The organism is Caballeronia sp. LZ019, assembly GCF_031450825.1.
GTDB lineage: Bacteria > Pseudomonadota > Gammaproteobacteria > Burkholderiales > Burkholderiaceae > Caballeronia.
Genome location: NZ_JARTVZ010000002.1, coordinates 453,367 through 474,514, shown reverse-complemented (window position 1 = coordinate 474,514; position 21,148 = coordinate 453,367). Strand labels below are relative to the sequence as shown.

General features: G+C 62.7%; 19 protein-coding genes. 12 read left to right on the top strand and 7 right to left on the bottom strand.

The window, feature by feature from the left end:
* Nucleotides 1-29: 29 nt before the first annotated feature.
* Entirely contained in the window at nt 30-659 is a 630-nt protein-coding gene (locus P9255_RS05135; RefSeq protein ID WP_309789214.1) for a hypothetical protein, read from the bottom strand.
* Between the two features lie 154 nt (nt 660-813).
* On the opposite strand from P9255_RS05135, the gene P9255_RS05130 reads away from it, so the two are divergent.
* Complete coding sequence (locus P9255_RS05130; protein WP_309765838.1) at nt 814-942, top strand: hypothetical protein; 129 nt, start codon at nt 814-816, stop codon at nt 940-942.
* Here the strand turns inward: P9255_RS05130 and P9255_RS05125 are convergent.
* Nucleotides 939-3,689, bottom strand: coding sequence for a PAS domain-containing protein (locus tag P9255_RS05125; protein WP_309765837.1), 2,751 nt, complete (start codon nt 3,687-3,689; stop codon nt 939-941). The two genes, P9255_RS05130 and P9255_RS05125, sit on opposite strands and share 4 nt — an antisense overlap.
* Nucleotides 3,690-4,169: 480 nt before the next feature.
* Between P9255_RS05125 and P9255_RS05120 the strand changes: the two genes are divergently transcribed.
* Complete coding sequence (locus tag P9255_RS05120) at nt 4,170-5,798, top strand: ATP-binding protein (RefSeq protein ID WP_309765836.1); 1,629 nt, start codon at nt 4,170-4,172, stop codon at nt 5,796-5,798.
* On the opposite strand, the gene P9255_RS05115 is transcribed toward P9255_RS05120, so the two are convergent.
* On the bottom strand, nt 5,795-6,280 hold the full coding sequence (locus P9255_RS05115; RefSeq protein WP_309765835.1) for a response regulator: 486 nt from the start codon (nt 6,278-6,280) through the stop codon (nt 5,795-5,797). The two genes, P9255_RS05120 and P9255_RS05115, sit on opposite strands and share 4 nt — an antisense overlap.
* A 341-nt stretch (nt 6,281-6,621) precedes the next feature.
* On the opposite strand from P9255_RS05115, the gene P9255_RS05110 reads away from it, so the two are divergent.
* Genes P9255_RS05110 through P9255_RS05095 form a run of 4 tightly spaced genes read left to right on the top strand, consistent with a single transcriptional unit; the run spans nt 6,622 to nt 10,486 of the window.
* Nucleotides 6,622-7,461 (top strand): ABC transporter permease subunit, encoded by an 840-nt coding sequence (locus P9255_RS05110; RefSeq protein ID WP_309765834.1) that lies wholly within the window; start codon nt 6,622-6,624, stop codon nt 7,459-7,461.
* A gap of 17 nt (nt 7,462-7,478) precedes the next feature.
* On the top strand, nt 7,479-8,192 hold the full coding sequence (locus tag P9255_RS05105) for an ABC transporter ATP-binding protein (protein ID WP_404980290.1): 714 nt from the start codon (nt 7,479-7,481) through the stop codon (nt 8,190-8,192).
* A 34-nt stretch (nt 8,193-8,226) separates the two neighbouring features.
* Nucleotides 8,227-9,231, top strand: coding sequence for an NrtA/SsuA/CpmA family ABC transporter substrate-binding protein (locus tag P9255_RS05100; protein WP_309765833.1), 1,005 nt, complete (start codon nt 8,227-8,229; stop codon nt 9,229-9,231).
* Nucleotides 9,232-9,250: 19 nt separating this feature from the next.
* On the top strand, nt 9,251-10,486 hold the full coding sequence (locus P9255_RS05095) for an acyl-CoA dehydrogenase family protein (RefSeq protein WP_309765832.1): 1,236 nt from the start codon (nt 9,251-9,253) through the stop codon (nt 10,484-10,486).
* A gap of 44 nt (nt 10,487-10,530) precedes the next feature.
* Here P9255_RS05095 and P9255_RS05090 read toward each other — a convergent pair whose 3' ends face one another.
* Nucleotides 10,531-11,589, bottom strand: a complete 1,059-nt coding sequence (locus tag P9255_RS05090) for an LLM class flavin-dependent oxidoreductase (protein WP_309765831.1) — start codon at nt 11,587-11,589, stop codon at nt 10,531-10,533.
* 268 nt (nt 11,590-11,857) lie between these two features.
* Between P9255_RS05090 and P9255_RS05085 the strand changes: the two genes are divergently transcribed.
* The 5 genes from P9255_RS05085 to P9255_RS05065 all read left to right on the top strand — a co-directional run bounded on the left by P9255_RS05085 (nt 11,858) and on the right by P9255_RS05065 (nt 17,419).
* Complete coding sequence (locus P9255_RS05085) at nt 11,858-12,640, top strand: MetQ/NlpA family ABC transporter substrate-binding protein (protein ID WP_309766766.1); 783 nt, start codon at nt 11,858-11,860, stop codon at nt 12,638-12,640.
* 116 nt (nt 12,641-12,756) lie between these two features.
* Complete coding sequence (locus P9255_RS05080; protein ID WP_309789213.1) at nt 12,757-14,001, top strand: acyl-CoA dehydrogenase family protein; 1,245 nt, start codon at nt 12,757-12,759, stop codon at nt 13,999-14,001.
* 38 nt (nt 14,002-14,039) lie between these two features.
* On the top strand, nt 14,040-15,437 hold the full coding sequence (locus P9255_RS05075; protein WP_309765829.1) for an LLM class flavin-dependent oxidoreductase: 1,398 nt from the start codon (nt 14,040-14,042) through the stop codon (nt 15,435-15,437).
* Between the two features lie 98 nt (nt 15,438-15,535).
* Nucleotides 15,536-15,784, top strand: a complete 249-nt coding sequence (locus P9255_RS05070; protein WP_309765828.1) for an ATP-binding cassette domain-containing protein — start codon at nt 15,536-15,538, stop codon at nt 15,782-15,784.
* A 459-nt stretch (nt 15,785-16,243) separates the two neighbouring features.
* Nucleotides 16,244-17,419, top strand: coding sequence for an acyl-CoA dehydrogenase family protein (locus tag P9255_RS05065; protein ID WP_309765827.1), 1,176 nt, complete (start codon nt 16,244-16,246; stop codon nt 17,417-17,419).
* A 93-nt stretch (nt 17,420-17,512) separates the two neighbouring features.
* On the opposite strand, the gene catC is transcribed toward P9255_RS05065, so the two are convergent.
* The 3 genes from catC to P9255_RS05050 form a co-directional block, all read right to left on the bottom strand.
* Nucleotides 17,513-17,791 (bottom strand): muconolactone Delta-isomerase, encoded by a 279-nt coding sequence (catC, locus tag P9255_RS05060; RefSeq protein ID WP_309765826.1) that lies wholly within the window; start codon nt 17,789-17,791, stop codon nt 17,513-17,515.
* Nucleotides 17,792-17,818: 27 nt separating this feature from the next.
* The gene (locus tag P9255_RS05055) at nt 17,819-18,946 is read right to left on the bottom strand and encodes a muconate/chloromuconate family cycloisomerase (protein WP_309765825.1); all 1,128 of its coding nucleotides are present in this window, start codon (nt 18,944-18,946) and stop codon (nt 17,819-17,821) included.
* Between the two features lie 105 nt (nt 18,947-19,051).
* The gene (locus tag P9255_RS05050; RefSeq protein ID WP_309765824.1) at nt 19,052-19,975 is read right to left on the bottom strand and encodes a LysR family transcriptional regulator; all 924 of its coding nucleotides are present in this window, start codon (nt 19,973-19,975) and stop codon (nt 19,052-19,054) included.
* A gap of 173 nt (nt 19,976-20,148) precedes the next feature.
* Between P9255_RS05050 and catA the strand changes: the two genes are divergently transcribed.
* A complete protein-coding gene (gene catA, locus P9255_RS05045) occupies nt 20,149-21,084 on the top strand; it encodes a catechol 1,2-dioxygenase (RefSeq protein ID WP_309766765.1) in 936 nt (311 codons plus the stop codon).
* Nucleotides 21,085-21,148: the final 64 nt, after the last annotated feature.

Genomic DNA, 21,148 nt, shown 5'->3' with positions numbered 1-21,148 from the left:
TTCGATAGATGCAGCGCCGGTCCGTGGGCTTATGATCCTCGGCTCTCTCTCAGGTTCTGGCTGGCCGATAACGGTTTTTCCGGCGCTGCGCGCGCAGGATATCGTGGAACCGGTTCCAACGTCGCATCGTATTTTGCAATAACCTTATTACGAGCGATGATTTGGAGCGCCAGGGCGGTGCAGGCGCTACCTCTGCCGGGCGCGCCCAAAAAAAAGCCGGCTCGATGAGCCGGCGCAAAAGTTCTGGCCAATCCGAGGGCCGTGCCAGAACCTGAGAGATCGAGCGTGCCGGCACGTATATGCGACACGCGAAGCGCAGTATAGCGGAATGCTGAACCGGTCGCTTCTCTTGCTGCCGTTTTTACCAATTCAAAAATGGACGAACAGCGGAATTGCGCTAGCCAATATTCCGAGAAACCGCCACGCTCATCTTGGGAACGCAGCAAACGACGCAGCCGCCGCCCGACCGCTTCCCTTCCGTTTTTATCATTTCCAGCGGGGCGACAAGACGAAACCGTTGCCGCTCTTAGGGCGTTCGCGTTCGTTTGTCTCTTGCCACGCTCCGGCTGACTTGCGCAAGCCATCGACACGGCAACGCGGCTGATGCGATGCGGCCTCGCGACCTCGACAGGCAGCGTGCGGCGCATGCAGTTGTTCATCCACTACATTCTCGACACTAGCCGCATCCGGGCGTGACGACATGTGCGCAAGTAACCGACGACGGAGTTGATCCGTTTCATCGGCGATACGCGTCGGCATTGCGCTCGACCCTGCGAAAGCGGCTCGCTCGACGACACGAATAATCGCGGCGGCATGAGCGGGCTGAATATCGCGAACGCGATCATCAAGCAACCGCACGATGCGCAACTCGACGGCGATTCGACGCGACGCAGGCACGCGTCGCGGTCCGGCTGCCGCGCCTTGCCGCGCAAGACGGGCTAGCCCTCCCGCACGCTCACGCGTGATTGCGCGAGAACGCTTCGTATGGCATCGAAGAGACGCGCGGGGTCCACGGGCTTCGAGAGATGCAGATCGAACCCCGCCTGCAGTGCGCGCGCCTTGTCGTCCGCACTGCCGAACGCGGTCACGGCGAGAGCCGGCGTCCGATGCCCGGCATGTCGCAACGATTGGATGAGCGAGTAGCCGTCTTCGTGCGGCATGCCGATGTCGGACATGATCACGTCGAAGCGCTGCGTCGCGAGACATGCTCGCGCGGCGGACGCCGATTCCGCGCCGCACACGTGCGCCCCGACGGAGTTGAGCACGGCGGTCATCGCGTCGCGCGCGTCGGCCTCGTCTTCGACGAGCAGGATGTCGAGGCCGTCCAGCACATCGTCACGCACGGAGGACGCCGCGTTGCGCGACGGCACGTCGTGGCCCGTCCGCGACGGTAACGCGACAGTGAAGACGCTGCCCTGTCCTTCGCCGCCGCTATGCGCCGTGATCGACCCGCCATGCAGGTTGACGATGCTCTTTGCGATCGCCAGTCCGATCCCGAGGCCGCCGAATGTGCGCGTCGTAGCCGTCGCCTGAGAAGCCTGCGCGAACGGCTCGAATACGCGCTCGATGAACGACGCCGGAATGCCGCGGCCATTGTCGGCCACTTCGATTTCGGCCAGTTCCCCTCGTCTGCGTGCGCTGACGCGTATGCGTCCGCCGGGCTGCGTGTATTTGAGCGCATTGCCGAGCAGATTCGAAAACACCTGACTGAGCCGCGTGGGATCGCCTTCTATCTCGAGCGATTCAGGCAGCGAACGAAGGACATCGATGCCCTTCGCCGCCGCATCGAGCGCCACGTCTTCCATCTCCGAGACGAGCAATGGCACGAGGTCGAACTTCTCCATCTCGATGAGAAGCTGCCCCGCCGCGATACGGCTCAGATCGAGCAGGTCATCGACGAGGCGAGCCTGCAGCTTCACGTTGCGGTCGATCGCATCGATGCCGCGCGCGTGCAATTCGGCGTTGGCGCTTTCGTGACGCAGCACATAGCTCCACGACTGCATCGCGTTGAGCGGTGTCCGCAGTTCATGCGATACGGTGGCGAGAAACGTGTCTTTCAGGCTGCTCGCGTGCTGCGCTTCGAGACGCAGAAGCCGTTCATTGGCCAGTAGCCGGTCACGCTCGCTTTCGAGGCGCTTCTGGCGCGATATGTCGATGGTGATGCCGTCGAAGCGCACCGGCGCGCCATCGTCGTCGAGATGAGTGCGGCCCTTGGCGCGTATCCACCGAACTTCCCCGGCCGGCGAGACGGTGCGATATTCCATATCGTAAGGAATGCCATCATTGACGGCCTGCTCGATGGCCAGGCGAGTCTTCTGCCGGTCGTCCGGATGAACGATCTGGAAGAACAGCTCGAGGTCGACCTCTGCGTTCGGGGCCAGCCAGAAATGCTCCTTGCATTTCGGATTCCAGATGATCCGATCGAGTGGAATCGGGCAATGGAACGTGCCGATTTCGGCTGCCTCGATCGAAAGGTCCAGACGCTCGCGCTCCTCACGAAGGCTCTGCGCGGTCCGGAGCGTCTCTTCGACATCGGTGATCATGCCGACCCACTCGTAGACATCGCCATTCTTGTCGCGGGTGCCCGCCGCGCGAACCTGACAGCGCCGGTAAGTCGACGAAGCCGCATGCCACAGGCGCACGTCGACACGGTAAGGCTGGTCCGTCTTCACGGCGCGTTCGAGCGCGGCCCCGGCGAGACAGCGATCCGCTTCGTGGATCATCTCCATCCAACCGTGGCCCTGATGCTTCTCCCACGGCTGCCCGGTATAACTCTCCCACGATGGCTGCGGAATCGCGAAACGCCCGATGTCGTCGCACACATACGCGACTGCGCTCGCGACCGTGACCAGCGCCCGATACCGCGATTCGAGCCGCAAGCGTTCCAGTTCGATGTTCTTCGGCTCGTTCACATCGATCGTCGCGCCAAGCCAGCGGACAATCGCGCCCTCCCGATCCTTCAGCGGCGTCGCGAGCGAACGCATCCAGCGATACGCGCCGTCCGGCTGGCGCAGGCGGTGATCGATCACATAGTCCGAGCCGTCCTTCACGGATGCCGCCCATCGTTCGAGCGTCGCTTCGCGATCGTTCGGGTGAGTCAACGTCTCCCATGCCCGTCCAAGCAGTGGCCGATCGGCGGCGGTATTGCGCAATACCGCGCTCGAGATGTGATCGAGCAGGCCATCGGGACTTGCCGTCCACAGGATGATGGGCATGGCTTCCGACAGCATCCGATAACCGGCCAAGGCTGTCTCGAGGTCCATCAACGCGGGATGAGCCGCGGCATCGCGAGTCGATTCTTCCTTTACGACCAGCAGCATCGCAGCCTCTTGCGTGCGGGCCGTGCCTTGCGCGAGCGGACGGAAGTCGAGCGTCCACGCGATCGCATCTTCGGCAGTCGAAGACGCGGGCGCGGATACGACCACACTCGTCGCCCTCGCCTCTTGCAGCGCTTGCGCCGCGACAGCCGTTACGCGCGCGCCCCACTCCGCCCGCGATGATTCAGACTCGCTCGTCAATAGGCGCGCAACGAACTCTTCCGATGCAAACGCGTGCGGTGAATCGCCGAAGCGTTCGATGAAGCGCTCGTTACCCGAAACGACGGACAGATCCCGCGCAAGGATGGCGCAAGGAAGAGGGTTGGCATCCAACAGCGCAAGCACCAGTGAGTCGTCGTTGATTGTGGGCATTTCTACGGCGGTCGGGAGTCACGAAAGTACGTTCAGAATCTTTGAAGGTCTTCTTCGAATCAGTAAGTCTTTTCTATGTTACCTGCGCGAGTACATGCCATGCGTGGCATGAAGCAATGAAAATGCCTTCCACGCGGCGATTGAACGTTTGCCTGGCGTGTCCATATTCTGTTCAGTTCAGCTTCGCTGGCGGATGCCGTAAACGGACAGAACACACTGCGCACCAGCGTTTCTTCGTCGCACGCGGCCTTACTGATAGCCGCACCCGGCGCACGCGAAAGCATCGGCGACTGCGACGCTATCGCTGGACGAACAAGGCCTTGATCCATCCCATATGGTTCCGTGCTTTCGTTTACATCTTCTTTATCGACGGTTTAAGTTGACAGCCGGCGACGTACAGGAAACCAAGAAAAATGTGACAATGTCACCTCTCAACACGCCCAAGACGCATAACGCGCTCGTGTTCTCCTTCAGGCTCCTATGGATGACTTCATCAGATCGCTTTCCCAAGCGGACGGCCCGGACGCGGCAGCATGGTTTGAAGCGATCCTCGATGCGTATGTCATTCTGGACGAGAATTTCCGTATATGTTTTGTCAACGCCCGTTATTCGCAGTTGACGGGGCATACACGTGAAGCACTCATCGGCAAATCGATCTACGAGATCAATCAATACGGAAGCGAAGCGCATCGCGTGGCCCGCAATCAGTGGGTTGCGGCTGCACTCGTGAATCTCGCGGCGGGCGAAACGCGTTCCTCGCCCCCATTCCGTGCCGAATGGCCGTCAGGCCCGGATGGCAAGCTCGCTTTTCGCTTCTGGAAGATCAAGGCGAGCGTGATCGTGCCCGCGAATGGCGTGCGCTCTTACTACGCCATTCGCGTCAGCGATGTGACCGAGCGCGTGCAACGCAGTGAGGCCGACAAGCGGGAGAAGGCGCGTCTTCGGTCGCAGGCGCAGCTTCGGCAGATCATCGCTGCGGAGAAAGAGAAGCAGCTACAGGAAAGCCGCGAGCAGCTCGCGGAGGTCCTTGCTTTTGCGAAAGTCGGCGCATGGCAGCGCGATCTGCTGACCGGGGTCATCACATGCACCACGCAGGCCAAGATCAACCTGGGCCTGACGGCGCACGAAGAGCTGACGACAGAACGGCTTTTCAACGAACTCATCGATCCTGTCGACCGCGACCGCGTGCGCGCGGAACTGGATGCGGCCATTGCGGAGCATCGCGATTACCGCGTCGAGTATCGCGTCGTATGGCCGGACGGTTCGGGCCACTGGGTCATGGTGGGCGGCCGCGCGCGCTATGGCGAAGGCGGCCGGCCCACGCAGATGCTCGGCTTCGTGCTCGACATCACCGCTCGAAAACAGCAGGAAATCGATCAGCAACGTATCGCCGGCGATGAACGGCTCGCGCGCGAACAGAGCGACAGGAACGCGCTTGCGATGGACCATTTTCTGACGACGGTCTCTCACGAACTGCGCTCGCCCATCAGCGTGATTCTCAACTGGGCCGAACTGCTGGACCGCACCGATTACAAGGGCGGACTGCCGCGCGCCACCGCCACCATTCAACGCAACGCGAAGCAACTGGCGCTGATGGTCGACGATCTGCTCGACAGCGGAGCAATCGTGTCGGGGAAGCTGTCGATCGAATTCGCACCGCTCGCGCTGGATCGGCTCGTGATGGATGTCGCGAACGACCTTCGCCTGCAGGCCGAACACAAGGGCCTGCAACTGACGAGCCGCAGGATGGAGCCGTGCACCGTTCAGGGCGATGCCGCGCGCGTGAAGCAGATCGTCTGGAATCTCGTCACCAACGCGATCAAGTTCACGGATGCGGGCGTCATCGACGTATCCGTGACATGCGATAACGGGCAGGCCGTGCTCAGTGTGAGCGATTCGGGCTGTGGCATTTCCCCCGATGCGATCGACAAGGTATTCGAGCGCTTCGAGCAGTTGAGGCCGAGGTCATCGGGGCGCGTGGGCGGCCTGGGACTGGGCCTGTGGCTCGTCAAGACGCTCGTTGAACGACAGCATGGACGTATCGAAGCGCATAGTGCCGGCATGGGGCGCGGCACGACGTTCGTGGTGAAATTGCCGTTGAGCGCTTAGTCGTCGCCTGGCGGCGGCATCATGCGCGCAGCGCCGGGCTGTCGTGGCCGATGCTTGTTCAGCACGAGCCAGAATGCGCCGATGTCCTTGATGGCGTCCATGAAGTCCGTGAATTCGACCGGCTTCACCACGTATGCATTCACGCCGAGGTCGTAGCTTGTCAGGAGATCTGTTTCCTGGCGGGACGACGTCAGCATCACGATGGGAATGTGCTGCAGATGTTCGTCTTCGCGGATGGCCGCAAGCACGTCGTGGCCATCGAGTCTCGGCAATTTCTTGTCGAGCAGAATGACGGCCGGGTGCACGTCCGGGCGACCGCTCCACTTGTTCTCGCAACGCAGATATTCCAGCGCCTCTACGCCGTCGCGAACGACATCGACGGGATTTTGCAAGCCTGCCCTTTGTAGCGAAAGAAGCGTCAACTCGATGTCGTTCTCGCTGTCTTCGACAAGCAAGACCGCTTTCAGCTCTGCCCCCGCCATACAACTTCTCCCTTTCCCTCGATCCTTGCTGATTCGGTCTGCCACCGCCGGCGTCACGTTGCGGGCGCTGGCTGCGATGGGGCCGATTGTAGCGCCGATGGCGCGTTCACGGTCGCGCCGGCGCTGCGCAGCAAGAACCGGGCCGCGCGGGCGCGCAATCGTTCACCCTCGCCTTCGGCTCGCTGCTCAGCCGCGTCGGCAATTGCTTGCCACGCGCTGCGTAAAAAGCATCCAACAATAAAACGTTTGTCGTGCCGGTACGCGCCAGCTTCTAATGAATAGCTCCTTTCTCGACTGACACGCCGCGCATCGAGATCAACAATGGTTATCACGGAACCTGCATGGCCGACCTGACTTCTTCGCGCAACACCTATGCGTCAACGCCCTCCACGCGTGCGAGCGTTCCGAAGGGCGTGTTCTATCGATGGCTTTCATGGACCGTGCCCGCGATCGTCGTGCTGCTCTGGGAAGCCGCCGCCCGCGCCGGACTGATCGCACCGCAGGTTCTTCCCGCGCCGAGCAGCGTCTTCGCGACCGCCGCGAACATGGCGCAGAACGGCGAGCTGTTCGTGCACCTCGGCGTCTCGCTGCTGCGGGCGGGGGCAGGCTTCGTCATCGGCGGGACCATCGGGCTCGCGCTCGGCGTCGCCGTCGGCTTCTCGCCGCTCGCGCAAGCGCTGCTCGACCGTCCCATTCAGATGATCCGCGCTATTCCGTTTCTCGCGATGCTTCCGCTCGTCATCGTATGGTTCGGCGTCGGCGAAGTCGCGAAGATCTTTCTCGTTGCGCTCGCGGTGCTCTTCCCGATCTACATCAACACGATGCTCGGCATCCGGCAGATCGATCCGAAGCTGATGGAACTTGCCCGCGTGATCGGCATGAGCCGGACCGGCATCGTGCGGCGAATCGTGCTTCCCGGCGCGATGCCTTCGATTCTCACAGGCGTGCGCTATGCCCTCGCACATGCGTGGCTCGCGCTCGTCATCGCCGAGACGCTCGCGACGACGCGCGGCATCGGCTTTCTCGCGATGGACGCACGCGAGTTTCTGAACACCAACGTCATCCTGCTCACCATCATCATCTACGCGATCATCGGCGTCGTCGCGGACGCCCTCGTTCGCATGCTCGAAACCCGCTTTCTGTCGTGGCATGCGAACTACGTCAAAGGAGCGCGCCAGTGACGCAGCGCATCGAACCTATCTCCGCCGGGGCAAGGACTCACGACCGCATCGAGCCATCGACACTCGCGGTGTCGGCGCGCGGGCTGCAACGACGTTATGGCAGCCGCATCGTCATCGATTCGCTCGACCTCGATATCCGCAAGGGCGAATTCGTCGCGCTGCTCGGCGAAAGCGGTTGCGGCAAGACCACGCTGCTGCGCGCGCTCGCACGGCTCGATACGCCTGATGCGGGCAAGATTCAGGCGCCGGAGCGCCCATCAGTCGTATTCCAGGAGCATCGCCTGCTGCCCTGGGCGATGTTGTGGCAGAACGTGGCGCTCGGTCATGAAAATACGATCGGCCGTGACGGCGCCGCCCGCGCGCTCGCCGAAGTCGGGCTTGCCGGCCGCGAGGACGACTGGCCGCGCAACCTGTCGGGCGGCCAGGCGCAGCGCGTGGCGCTCGCGCGCGCGCTCATCCACGATCCCGCGTTATTGCTTCTCGACGAACCCTTCGCCGCACTCGACGCGCTCACGCGCATCCGCATGCATGGACTCGTGAAGGAACTCGTGGCGCTTCATCAGCCCGGTGTGCTGATCGTCACGCACGATGTCGACGAAGCGCTCGCACTGGCCGACCGCATCCTCGTCATGCGCGCCGGACGGATTGCGGCATCGTTCGACACCGACGACCACGCGCCGCAGGCGCTGCGGCCCACGCTGCTCGCAGAACTGGGCGTGCAGCGTCACTGACCGTTTTCCCACAAGACAGGAAGGACCTGAAAGGATGAACGATTCTTCGATGACCCGCCGCCGCTTGTTGCGCGCGGCGGGTGGCTTGCTGGCCGGCGCAGCCACGAGCGGCCTGTTCCCCGCGCACGCGGCCGAGCCGCGCAAGCTCACACGCAACACAGACATCGTTCGCATCGGCTGGGGCTACGGCAGCCTGCCGGATATCGCGAAGCAACGCGGCGTGTTCGAGAAAACGCTGGCGGCCAAGGGCATCAAGGTCGAATGGATCGGCCCGTTCCCGAATCATGCGCCCTCGATTCAGGCCGTGGTCGGCGGCAGCGCCGACTTCGGCTTCTGGGGATCGACGACGCCCGCGCTTGCCGCGATGCTCGCCGGCTCGCCCATCGTATTCAACGCATTCGATATCTACTCGCCGCGTTCAACGGCCATTATCGCGAAGAAGTCGAGCGGCATTAATTCGGTATCCGATCTTTCCGGGCGGAAGGTGGCGGTCAACCGGTCGGGACTCGGCGAGTTTCTGCTCATCGCGGCGCTGGAGAAGCATCGCGTCGACCGGGACAAGGTGCAGTTCGTCTACCTCAATCCGCCCGATGCAGCGCCCGCGTTCGCACAAGGCAAAGTCGACGCATGGTCGATGTGGTCGCCGGGCGTGGACATCTCCCGCTTCTCGAACGATGCGAAGGACATCTTCAACGAAGGCCGCGACCTCGACTTTCTCATCGACTATAGCTCGCTCGTGACGCGTCGCAAGTTCACCGAGGAAAACTCGGAGCTGATCCGCGCGGTCATCGATGCGTATTACGTCGAAGGCGCATGGCAGTCCACGCATTCAGCCGACGCCGAACTGCTCGTGCAGCGCGAAGGCAAGTATCCGGATCAGGTTCGCGACTATCTGACGAGCCTCAAGCGCGTCAATCAGTTCCACGAGCCCGACGACGCCGCTTTCGTCGCGCAGTTTCAGCGCGCCGCCGACTGGCTCGCGGAACGCAAGATCATCAATTCGCGCATCAAGGTGGCGGATTACAGCATCAAAGTGTGATGCGAGGAGACCAACCATCATGACGGAACGCCCGCACAACGCGGGGCCGAGGCTCGTGTCCGACGTGTCGGCAGCACTCGGCTTCTCGCAGGCCATCGGCGACATCGCTGCGACAGCGGCCGAACGCGAACGATTGCATCGCCTGCCGCATGACGAGATCGCGAAGCTCAAGGCGCTCGGCTTCGGCGCGCTGCGTTTGCCGTCCGATGCCGGCGGCCACGGCTTGTCACTGCGCGACATGCTCGCCGTCGCGCGCGATGTGGCCGCCGCCGACTCGAACATCGCGCATGCCTTTCGCAATCATCTGTGGCAGGTCGAAGCCGCGCTCCGGCGCCGCGATCATCCGTTCCATGCGCGTGTGCTGGCACTCACCGGCCAGGGCAAGACGCTGGGGCTCGGTTTCGTCGACAGCGATGTCACCGCAGCCGGCGCGCGACCGACGAAGGTCTTGAGCAGGCTCGAATGGGACGCATCGCGCGATGTCTATGTCGGCTCCGGCGACAAGGTCTATGCAACGGGCAATCTCTATAACGATGCGTTCACTGGCGTCGCAGTGGAGAGCCGCGCGGGCCGCACCGTGCAATACGTGCTGGAACGCGGCCCGGGCGTCGGCGATGACGATGACTGGCAAGGCTTCGGTCAACGCCTGACGGGTTCGGGAACCGCGCGCTTTCGCAATGTGGCGATTCCCGCCGCGCAGCTTTATCCGGCCGATCCGCCGAAGTCCGACGAAGCCGCGCCGTGGGGATACACCTTCCATCAGGTGTATCTGACGAACTGCATTGCAGGCATCGCGCGTCGTGTCGCGCTGGACGCCACTGATGCGTTGCGCGCGCGAGGGCGCAACTTCTATCACGGCGATGCCGCGCATCCCGCCGACGAGCCGGTTCTGCAATCGATGCTTGGCCGCATCCGCGCCTATGCCGCGAGCGTCGAAGCGATCGCGGACCGTGCGGTCGATGCCCTGCAGCGTGCGTGGGATGCATACGGTACGCGCGGCGAATACGACGCGACGCTCGCCGCCACGCTCGCGGCATCGGAGGCCAAGGTCGTCATCGACGATCTCGCACCGCAGATCGCGGGCTGGCTGATCGATCTCGGATCGGGCTCGGTGGTGTCACGCATCGGCGCGCTGGATCGGCACTGGCGCAATATCAAGGTCATCGCGTCGCACAATCCGCGGCTTTACAAGGAACGCCTGCTCGGGCAGAACTTGTTGACCGGGCAACTCCCGCCTACAGGCGCGTTCTTTTGATGATGAGAGACGCCTTCGCATATCGCTAGCGAAGGCGTCCTGTATCAGGCGCTCAACAGGCGACGCACGCGCGGCGCCACTTCCTGCGCGAAGCGGGCCATGTCGGCTTCGAACGGCTGGAACTGCAGCATGAAGAGTTCGATGCCCGCGCGATGAAAGTCCGCAATGCGCCGCGCGACGGTATCGTAATCGCCGACGAGATCGGCAGCCGTCCCGCCGTTCGAGCCGACCCGCGCCGAACGCGCGAAGGTCTGATGCATCACCGCGTTCGGATCGGTGTTCGCCTTTTGCCGCTCGCGCAGCGGCTTGTCCAGTTCCGCGAGTGCAAAGAGATGCTGCAAATGGGCCTGCGCTTCGTGCTCCGTCTCCCGCGCGATCACGAAGGCCGACAGCCCGAAGCGCAAGGGCTCGCGTCCCTCGGGGCGCACGCGCGCGGAAACATCGGCGATCAGGCTCGCTACGTCGCCGTGTGGCTGGCCGTTGATGAACCATACGTCGCCATGCGCCGCCACGAGCGAACGCGCGGGCTCGGATTCGCCGCCGACATAAATGCGCGGGCGCGCGCGAAACGGATCGCCGGGGCGCAACCGATAATCATCGATACGGAAGTGGTCTCCGCGATGCGTCACGGCTTCGCCGCGCAATAGTGCATCGACGACCGCGATCCATTCGCGGCCATAGGCATAGCGCTCGTCGTGCTCGGCAAAGCCGATGCCGGCGCGTTCGAGCTCCGGCCGGTTCCATGCATTGACGAGGTTGATCGCGAAGCGCCCGCCGCTGATGTGCTCGATTTGCTGGGCCATTTTCGCCAGCACCACCGGGTGATAGAGATAAGGCTTGATCGCCGCGATGATCTCGATGCGCGACGTGAGCGCCGCCAGCGCCGCGGACGCCGTCCACGCTTCGAGCTGGTCGAGCGAAGGATCGTGCGGATTGATCGTATGCTGCGCGACGAGCACGGAGTCATAGCCGAGACGCTCGGCCTCGAGCACGAGCGCCTTGTTGCGCGCCCAGGATGCGTCGTAAGGCTCATCGGGGTCCTGCAGCGCCGCACGGCTGCCATGCACGAGCGCCCAGACACCGAAGCGGGGAAAGTTGGACATCGCTTGAATGAACCAGAGGACGAGTTGGAAAGAAGCACATGCTAACGCCGGACGTGACCGGGTCCATCCAATTTCTATCGATAACCTATTGCGGTTTGAAGCATTAGGCCGCGCGCCACATCTTGCTCATGCATCGCGTATAAAGTTATGCGGAGCAATTGGTTCTCCAGGCCAGGCACGATTCTTAGAATGACTGTTTCTCTCACCTTTCATTCCAAGGACTCGCCCCACTGTGCGAACGCTCACATTGCGCCTTCTGCGCACGCTATTGCCTTTTGCACTCGCCATTACGTTCGCTGGCGCCGCACGCGCGGACCAGCTCATCCTCAAGGTCGGCGTGACGAGCGGGCCGCATGAGGAAATCTTCGAAGCAGTCAAAAAAGTCGCGGAGCGCGATTACGGCCTGCGCATCAAAATCGTATCGTTCAACGATTACATCCAGCCCGATGCAGCGCTCGACGCCGGCGATCTCGACGCCAACAGCTATCAACACCGGCCCTTTCTCGCTTCGCAGATTCGTGCACGCAATTACAAGCTCGTAGGAATCGGCCGTACGTGGATCGGGCCGATCGGCCTTTATTCCAGGCGATACACGAAATTCAGCGAGCTTCCCCCGGGCGCGACCATTGGCATCCCGAACGATCCCGCGAATGAAAGCCGCATCCTTCTCCTGCTGCAGAGGGCCGGCGCCATCAAGCTGCGACAAGGTATCGATCCGGTCACCGGCATCAACGCGACGCCGCTCGACGTCGTCTCCAATCCGAAGCAATTCCGCTTCAAGGAAGTCGATGCGGCGCAACTGCCGCGCACGCTCGACGATTTCGACGCGACCACCGTCAATGCCGACTACGCGATCAAGGCGGGACTGAATCCCGCCCGGGACACGATCTTGAAGGAGGACGGCTCGGGCATCTATGCATGTCTCATCGCCGTGCGCGAGCAGGATGCGGGCAAGCCGTGGGTTCAGCAGCTCGTCGCGGCGTATCAGTCGCCCGAAGTCAGACAGTTCATCCTGTCGCGCTATCAGGGGGCGATCATTCCCGCCTTTTGATCGGCTATCAACGATCGCAACGCAACGATTCCGCCTTAGCTTCTGAAAATTCCTCGTTTAGCGCGCGCGCATTGCTTGCCGATAATCGTCGCTTCACGAAACCTGAACGAGCCTCCATGCCTTTCGATCGCAATGCTCCCCTGCCTGCCGATGCGACCGTCGGCGCAGCCTGGGGCGTCGGCCCGACCGACAACTATGCCGCGCTCGCCGCACGCTTTCGGCCCATCTTCGCGCGCATTCGCGAAGGCAGCGTCGCGCGCGAAGTCGAGCGCCGCCTTCCCGTCAACGAAATACGCTGGCTCCGCGAAGCCGGCTTCACCGCGTTGCGTGTGCCGCGAGAATACGGCGGATCGGGCATTCGTCTGGTCGAATCATTCGAATTGCTGACTGAACTGGCGGAAGCCGATTCCAACATCGTGCAGGCGCTTCGCGCGCATTTCGGCTTCGTCGAACATACTTTGCACAGTCCCCTAGAGCGCCGCGAGCGATGGCTCGGGCGGCTTGCCGAAGGCGCTATCGTCGGCGGCGCATGGTCCGAGACCGGCGAAGCGCCTCGCAGCCAGTTTGCGACACGCATCGCGCAAGAAGCGGGCGAATGGCGTCTGGATGGCGTGAAGTTCTACACGACGGGATCGCTCTTTGCCGACTGGATTCACGTCGGCGCAAGCGATGCCGACGAAGCGCAAGTGTCCGTCACGGTGGACCGTCGCACGGCCGGTGTCGAAGTCATCGACGATTGGGACGGCATGGGACAGCGTCTCACCGCGAGCGGTACGAGCCGCTTCACCAACGTGAAGATCGACGAACGCGAGATCGTCGCGGGACGTGTGCCGTTTCCGTACTCCGAGGCGTTTTATCAGCTCGTGCATATCGCGACGCTCGCGGGCATCGGCCGCGCCGCGGTCAGCGATGCCGCCGCGGCCATCGCCGCCCGCAAGCGCAGCTATAGCCACGCGGTGACCGCGCACGCCGCCGAAGACCCGCAACTGCTGCAGGTCATTGGACGCGCGCGCGCGCATGCATGGACCACTGGTGCGATCGTCGCGCAGGCGGCGCGTGCGCTCGAACGCGCAGCGCAATCCATCGAGCGGCCCGACGCGCTCGCGGTCATCGCGGAAGCGGAAATCGAAATATGGCAGGCGCAGACGGTCGCCTCGCAACTCATTCTCGATGCCACCGCCAGCGTGTTCGACGCGCTCGGCGCATCGGCGACGCTGCGTACGTCCGGTCTCGATCGATACTGGCGCAATGCCCGCACCCTTGCGTCGCATAACCCGCGCATCTACAAGGACCGCATCGTCGGCGACTTCGCCGTGAATGGCACGCTGCCGCCGGGGCAATGGCGCATCGGCGTGGCGTGATCTCTTACAGGGCGCATGCATGGCGCACGCACGAATCCATGAGCAAGAAGCAAATCATTCTGAACGCGTTCAACATGAACTGCGTCGGCCATATCAATCATGGCCTTTGGACGCATCCGCGCGACCGCTCGACCGACTACCGCAAGCTGTCGTACTGGACCGATCTTGCGAAGCTGCTCGAACGCGGCCTGTTCGACGGCCTCTTCATCGCGGATATCGTCGGCGCGTACGACGTGTATGGACAATCGGTGAATCTCACGCTCAAGGAATCGATTCAACTCCCCGTCAACGATCCGATGATGCTCGTCTCCGCGATGGCCGCGGCCACGACGAACCTCGGCTTCGGCATCACGGTGAATCTGAGCTATGAAGCGCCTTATCTGCTCGCGCGCCGCTTCTCCACGCTCGATCATCTGACGGACGGGCGTATCGGCTGGAACATCGTGACGGGCTATCTCGACAGCGCCGCGCGCGCGATGGGCCAGAGGGAAATGATCGCGCATGACGAGCGCTACGACCGCGCGGACGAATATCTCGACGTGCTCTACAAGCTATGGGAAGGAAGCTGGCAGGACGGCGCGGTGCGGCGCGACCGTGAGGGCCGCGTGTTCGCCGATCCGTCGAAGGTCCGCAAGGTCGAGCACCACGGCCGCTATTACGACGTCGAAGGCTATCACCTCTGCGAGCCTTCTCCGCAGCGCACGCCGGTGCTGTTTCAGGCGGGATCGTCGGGGCGCGGGCAGGCGTTCGCCGTGCGTCACGCCGAATGCGTGTTCGTATCGAGCCAGAGCAAGGAAGGCACGCGCAAGCTCGTCGATGCCCTGCGTGCGCAGGCCGCCGAAGCCGGACGCCTTCCGAGCGATCTGAAGATCATCATGGGTGTGACGGTCGTCGTGGGCCGCACGCGCAAGGAGGCTGAAGAGAAGTTCGCGGAGTACGCGCGATACGCAAGCCCCGAAGCGGGCCTCGCGCATTTCGCGGCGGGCAGCGGCATCGACTATTCGACGTATGCGCTCGACGATGAACTGTCGCCGCCGGGCGGACACAAGGGGCGAGGCATCGAATCGTCGGTGCAGCGCGTGACCGACGGCAAGCGCGGCGTGACGCTCAGGCATCTGCTCGATCAGATGCAACTGGGCGGCCGCTATACGACGATCGTCGGCGATGCGGTCCAGGTGGCGGATGCGCTGCAATCATGGGTCGATGATGCGGGCATCGACGGCTTCAATCTCACGCGCACGGTCACGCCGGAAAGCTACGAGGATTTCATCGATCTCGTCATCCCCGAACTGCAGTCGAGCGGCATCTATAAGACATCGTATGCGCAAGGCACGTTGCGCGAGAAGCTGTTTGGGCGCGGCGCGAGGCTCGGCTCGCGTCATGCGGGCGCGGCGTTTCGGGACCTGAATGACGCTCACGCGGCGCAAGGCAAATGAGCGCCGCTTCGCCGTTACTCGTCATCGACAGGCTCTCCGTTTTCTTTCGATGGACACGCTGCCGTTCGTCGGGCGATCGCGAGATCGCGCGGGGTGAAATGCTCGCGCTCGTCGGGGCGTCGGGCAGCGGCAAATCGACGATCGCCCTCGCCACCATGCGCCTTCTGCCGAGCCACGCGCGCGTGCGCGGCGCGATCCGTTTCGAAGAACGGCCGCTGCTCGGCCAGAAGGAACGCGAGCGGAACGTTGCGTGGCGATCGCATCAGCATGGTCTGATCGCGGTGCCCGGCTCGGCCATAGCGTTTACGGTGCGTTCGGCAGCGAGACAGTCGCGCGGGTTTGTCTGAAGAACGTTCCGGCGGACCACACGCTCGCGCAGTCGAAACTCGTGAAGGGGCCGACCGCGCCCATCGGCCTCTATAGCCACACCCTCCTTTTATAAGTGCCGCTCGATGCCATAGCGGATCTGGCCGGAATACGGCCCGGCGGTCGCGCCGGAGCGGATTTCAAGCTCATTAGGGTCGGCGGCGCAGGCGTGCGAACGAACACTGCAATCGATACGACAGTGAGCACGGTTGCTCGCCATGAAACGGATTTCTTCATCATGGCCTTCCGCCTTGCTTCGCGCTTGCGAGGACCGAAGCAGTCGTTGCCCGTGCGCCATCCGCTTACAAACGGCCCCGTCAAAGCCCGACCAACGAATCAATCTATGGATTTCGTCATTCGCGTCTTATACGCTTGCAGTCACGCACCGCGTTGCAGTGAATGAGGACGCACCGCTCACATCACGATCAGGAGGCACCGCAATGAGCCGCACCGAGAACGCCCCGTGGACCGAGCCGCTCGACGCGGTGCTGCGCGAATGGGCGCAAACCGCCGCCGCGCGCGACAAGTCGGGCGGCACGGCCTTTCACGAGCGCGGCCTGCTGCGCAAGAGCGGGCTGCTTCGCCTGTCGATACCCGCGCAATTCGGCGGCGACGGTGCGCCGTGGTCAACGACGCTCGATATCGTGCGACGCATGGCGCAAGTCGACAGCTCGCTCGCGCATCTCTTCGCGTTCCATCATCTGCAACTCGCGACGATCCGCCTCTTCGGCCGCGACGCGCAGATTCGCCACTGGCTGGGCGAGACCGTCAAGCAGGGCTGGTTCTGGGGCAACGCGCTGAATCCGCTCGACAAGAGCACCCGCGCGCTGCCCGGCGAAGCGAACGGCTATCTCTTCGATGGCCGCAAGAGCTTCTGTTCCGGCGCGCGCGATTCGGATCAACTGCTCGCCTCCGCATTCGATGCAGACGGACGCCTGCTGATCGCCGTCACGCCGACAAACCGCGCGGGCATCACCGTGCTCGACGACTGGGACAACATGGGCCAGCGTCAGACGGACAGCGGCACGGTCGTTTTCGAGCGCGTCAGCATCGCCGCTGACGAATTGCTGAACGATCCCGGCCCGCTATCCAGCCCGTTCGCGTGTCTGCGGCCGCTGCTCGCGCAGGCTATCTTGAGCCACATCTATGTCGGCATCGGCGAAGGCGCCTTGCAGGCGGCGCGGGAAGCGACGCTCGCGCAAACACGGCCGTGGATCGCGTCGCAGGCCGAGCGGCCATCGGAAGACCCGTACGTGGTCGCGCATTTCGGCGACTTCTGGGTGGCGCTGCAAGGCGCACGCTTGCTCACCGAACGCGCGATGCAGTCTTTCGATGAGGCATGGCAGCGCGGCCTCGCCCTCACCGAAAGCGAACGCGGCGAAGTGGCCGTGGCGGTGGCTGCGTCGAAGGTCGCGGCGGCGCGCGCGGGGCTGGAAGTCGCGAGCCGCATGTTCGACGTGACCGGCGCGCGTTCGACCACGGCGGCGCTGAGCCTCGATCGCTTCTGGCGCAACGTGCGCGTGCATACGCTGCACGATCCCATCGACTACAAGGTGCGCGAGCTCGGCGATTGGGCGCTGAATGGGCGCGTGCCGAAGCCGTCGTTCTACTCGTGATCGCCGGGCTGAACGCGTAGCGATGTACAGCCGAAACCCACAGTCGATGAGTGGGTCAGGTCTCGTTCTGACTCATGGGAAGATTCAGCGCCTTCAGCGAATCGACGAGGGATGATGGGCGAGCGGCGTGACCTGCATCGTCATATACGGGAACAACGGCAAAGCCGACAACACGGTATGCAGTTCGTCGTGCGAGTCAACATCGAACACACTGTAATTCGCGTACTCGCCGACGACCCGATGCAACTGCTGCCACTTCCCTGCCCGCTGCAACGCTTGCGAATAAGCCTTCTCGCGCGCCTTGATTTCCTCGGCCTGCGCAGGCGGCATGTCGTGCGGCAGACGGACGTCCATTCTGACGAGATAAAGCATGTTTTCTCCTCGAGGTAGCACGGTGACTCATGCACGCTTGTCGCGACGATAGAACGCGAGCTTGTCTTCATCGATTTGCAGGCCCAGCCCCGGACCTTCGGGAAGCTGAAGATCGAAGTCGCGATACTGCGGACGAACCGTCACGATGTCATCTTTCAGCAGCAGCGGGCCGAATAGCTCGGTGCCCCACGCCAGTTGCGGGAGTGCGCTGAAACCATGCGCGGATGCGATGGAACCCACGCTGCCTTCGAGCATCGTGCCGCCGTAGAGCAATACGCCCGCTGCATCGGCAACGGCCGCCGTGCGCAGCATGCCGTAGATGCCGCCGGACTTCGCGATCTTCAGCGCGAATACATCGGCGCAGGCTTCCCGCACGAGGTCGAGCGCGTCCTCGGGACCGGTGATGCCCTCGTCCGCCATGATCGGAACGGTGAAACGCGCCGCGAGCCGCGCAAGCGCTCCGCGATGTTCGCGCGGCGTGGGCTGCTCGATCAGGTCGATACCCGCGGCCTCCAGCGCTGCGATACCGAGCGCGGCATCGACCTCGTTCCAGGCCTGATTGACATCGACCGTGACCCGTGCGCGATCCCCCAGTGCGGCTTTGATCTTCGACACGTGCGCCACGTCGTCGCGCACGCTGCGGCGGCCGATCTTCAGCTTGAAGGTATCGTGCCGGCGCTCCGCCAGAAGCACTTCGGCTTCCTCGATGTCGCGGGCGGTATCTCCGCTCGCGAGCGTCCAGAGAACGGGAAGCGTCTTGCGGACCGCACCGCCGAGCAGCGCCGATACGGGCACGCCGAGGCGCTTTCCTTGCGCATCGAGCAACGCGGTCTCGATACCGGACTTGGCGAACCGGTTGCCACGCGCGACCTTGTTCAGCACGAGCATGGCTGCGTTGATGTTGGTCGCGTCCTGTCCGATCAGCGCCGGCGCGAGGTAAGTGTCGATCGTGAGCTTGATGCCTTCGGGACTCTCTTCGCCATACGACAACCCACCGATGGTGGTCGCTTCGCCGATGCCCTCGATGCCATCGCTCGATCGCAGGCGGATGATGACCATCGTTTGCTGCTGCATCGTCGTCATGGAGAGCTTGTGGGCGCGAATGGTCGGAAGATCGACCAGGATCGCTTCGACAGCCGTGATTTGAGCGTTCATACCTGAAATGGCGGAGTCAATGGAGTTGCGCCAGTATTGCGTGGGCATTCACGGCCTGTCCAAGACCATTGACGTCTGATGCGATACCCGCGAGGTATGGCTGGCTCACTGCCCCTTTTCCGTGCGCGCCGTAAAAGGGATTTGCGCTTCCTCGTAGAGCCGATAGATGAGTTCGAGCATCTCCCGCAGGTCGCGCGATTCGTCCATTGCGCGCATGCTCATGATGATCGGCGACACCAGCGTGGGGTCATCGAGCTCTTTATAGCTGACGTCGTCGCGCTTGAGTCCATAGACGCTGCTCGGCACAATAGAAATGCCCTCGCCCGCGGCCACGAGGCCCAGAGCAATCTGAATCTCGCGCACTTCATAAATCTTGCGCGGCTCGAGTCCCCGGTCCTTGAAGGCGGCAAGCACCTGGTCCGCATAACTCGGGCGAGGCGTTTTCGGATAGACGATCAGCGTCTCATTGATGAGATCGCGCAACGCGCACACCGGCCTGGACAGCGCAAGCGGATGGCCTACCGGAAACGCGACGATCATCTTTTCTTCTCTTAGCACCACGCGCCGGATATTGGCGTCTTCAAGCCGAAGGCGGCCAAAGCCGACATCGATTCGCCCGTCCTTGAGGGCTCGCATCTGATCCATCGTCGATAACTCATGCAGACTGAGTTCGACTGTCGGGTTCTCGTCGCGAAAGCGCCGGATGATCTTCGGCAACAGGCCATAGAGCGTAGATGCGACGAAACCGACGGACATGCTGCGCTCGATATTGCCGACTCGCCTCGTCATCGATTCGAGTTCGGCCGTCTGCGCCAGCAATTGCACTGCATGCGCGTAGAAGAACTTGCCTGTCTCCGTGAGCTTGAGCGGCCGCGAGTTTCTTTCGAAGAGCTGCACGCCCAGGATTTCTTCGAGCTGCTGTATTTGCCGGCTGAGCGGCGGCTGCGCGATGTGCAGCCGCTGGGCCGCGCGCGTGAAGTTTCTCTCCTCGGCCACTGCCACAAAGTAACGAAGATGCCGCAGCTCCATACGATACCTCCGGGATATGGCCCGATACTAAATCAGTGTTGGACCGGGCTGTTTGCCGTCCTTTATTCTGCCTTCACGCTTTGTTTCGAGCCCCGACTATACCTTACGAGCATATCGGCATTCGCTTGAAACGAGGGTTAACCCCAGCAAAAGACAGAGACACAGGAGCAGACATGACTGCAAGGGTATTCGACTCGAAAGAAGTGCAGGACCTGTTGAAGGCCGCCGCCAATTTGGGAAGTCAGAACGGCAATGCTCGCGTCAAGCAGATCACGCATCGCTTGCTTAGCGATCTTTTCAAGGCCATCGATGATCTCGACATTACGCCCGACGAAATCTGGGCCGGCGTTCATTACTTCAACAAACTCGGCAAGGACGGCGAGGCCGCGCTTCTCGCGGCCGGCCTCGGCCTCGAAAAGTATCTCGACATTCGCATGGATGCAGCGGACCGCGAGGCCGACATTCACGGCGGCACGCCGCGCACGATCGAAGGTCCGCTGTATGTCGCAGGCGCGCCGGTTCGTGATGGCGTCTCGAAGATCGACATCAACACTGACGGAGACGCGGGTCCGCTCATCATCCGTGGGACGGTGACGGGTCCGGACGGCAAGCCCCTTGCCGATGCGATCGTGGAATGCTGGCACGCCAATTCGAAGGGCTTCTATTCCCATTTCGATCCGACCGGCGCACAGGATGACTTCAACCTTCGCGGCGCGGTGAAGACCGGCGCCAACGGCAAGTATCAATTCCGCACGCTGATGCCGGTTGGTTACGGTTGCCCGCCGCAAGGCGCGACGCAGCAACTGCTCGACGCGATGGCTCGCCACGGCAATCGCCCGGCGCACGTGCATTTCTTCGTGACGAGCGGCAAGACCCGCAAGCTGACCACGCAAATCAACATCGAAGGCGACCCGCTGATCTGGGATGACTTCGCGTATGCGACCCGCGAAGAACTCGTGCCGCATGTGGTCGATAAGACGGGTGGTATCGCACTTGGTCTTAAATCGGATGCGTATAAAGAAATTCAATTCGACATCGCATTGACTTCCCTTGTGCAAGGCAAGGATAACCAGTTGGTCAATCGCCCGCGCGTCGCCGCCGCAGCATAAGGGCGCATCGCAAGACTTCTCGCACGACCTCTTCAAACCGATGCAAGGGCTTCGCTACGAAGCC

Coding starts and splice junctions, on each gene's coding strand:
- P9255_RS05135 (WP_309789214.1), bottom strand. CDS start 659: ATGAACAACTGCATGCGCCGCACGCTGCCTGTCGAGGTCGCGAGGCCG.
- P9255_RS05130 (WP_309765838.1), top strand. CDS start 814: ATGAGCGGGCTGAATATCGCGAACGCGATCATCAAGCAACCGCACGAT.
- P9255_RS05125 (WP_309765837.1), bottom strand. CDS start 3,689: ATGCCCACAATCAACGACGACTCACTGGTGCTTGCGCTGTTGGATGCC.
- P9255_RS05120 (WP_309765836.1), top strand. CDS start 4,170: ATGGATGACTTCATCAGATCGCTTTCCCAAGCGGACGGCCCGGACGCG.
- P9255_RS05115 (WP_309765835.1), bottom strand. CDS start 6,280: ATGGCGGGGGCAGAGCTGAAAGCGGTCTTGCTTGTCGAAGACAGCGAG.
- P9255_RS05110 (WP_309765834.1), top strand. CDS start 6,622: ATGGCCGACCTGACTTCTTCGCGCAACACCTATGCGTCAACGCCCTCC.
- P9255_RS05100 (WP_309765833.1), top strand. CDS start 8,227: ATGAACGATTCTTCGATGACCCGCCGCCGCTTGTTGCGCGCGGCGGGT.
- P9255_RS05095 (WP_309765832.1), top strand. CDS start 9,251: ATGACGGAACGCCCGCACAACGCGGGGCCGAGGCTCGTGTCCGACGTG.
- P9255_RS05090 (WP_309765831.1), bottom strand. CDS start 11,589: ATGTCCAACTTTCCCCGCTTCGGTGTCTGGGCGCTCGTGCATGGCAGC.
- P9255_RS05080 (WP_309789213.1), top strand. CDS start 12,757: ATGCCTTTCGATCGCAATGCTCCCCTGCCTGCCGATGCGACCGTCGGC.
- P9255_RS05075 (WP_309765829.1), top strand. CDS start 14,040: ATGAGCAAGAAGCAAATCATTCTGAACGCGTTCAACATGAACTGCGTC.
- P9255_RS05070 (WP_309765828.1), top strand. CDS start 15,536: ATGCTCGCGCTCGTCGGGGCGTCGGGCAGCGGCAAATCGACGATCGCC.
- P9255_RS05065 (WP_309765827.1), top strand. CDS start 16,244: ATGAGCCGCACCGAGAACGCCCCGTGGACCGAGCCGCTCGACGCGGTG.
- catC (WP_309765826.1), bottom strand. CDS start 17,791: ATGCTTTATCTCGTCAGAATGGACGTCCGTCTGCCGCACGACATGCCG.
- P9255_RS05055 (WP_309765825.1), bottom strand. CDS start 18,946: ATGAACGCTCAAATCACGGCTGTCGAAGCGATCCTGGTCGATCTTCCG.
- P9255_RS05050 (WP_309765824.1), bottom strand. CDS start 19,975: ATGGAGCTGCGGCATCTTCGTTACTTTGTGGCAGTGGCCGAGGAGAGA.
- catA (WP_309766765.1), top strand. CDS start 20,149: ATGACTGCAAGGGTATTCGACTCGAAAGAAGTGCAGGACCTGTTGAAG.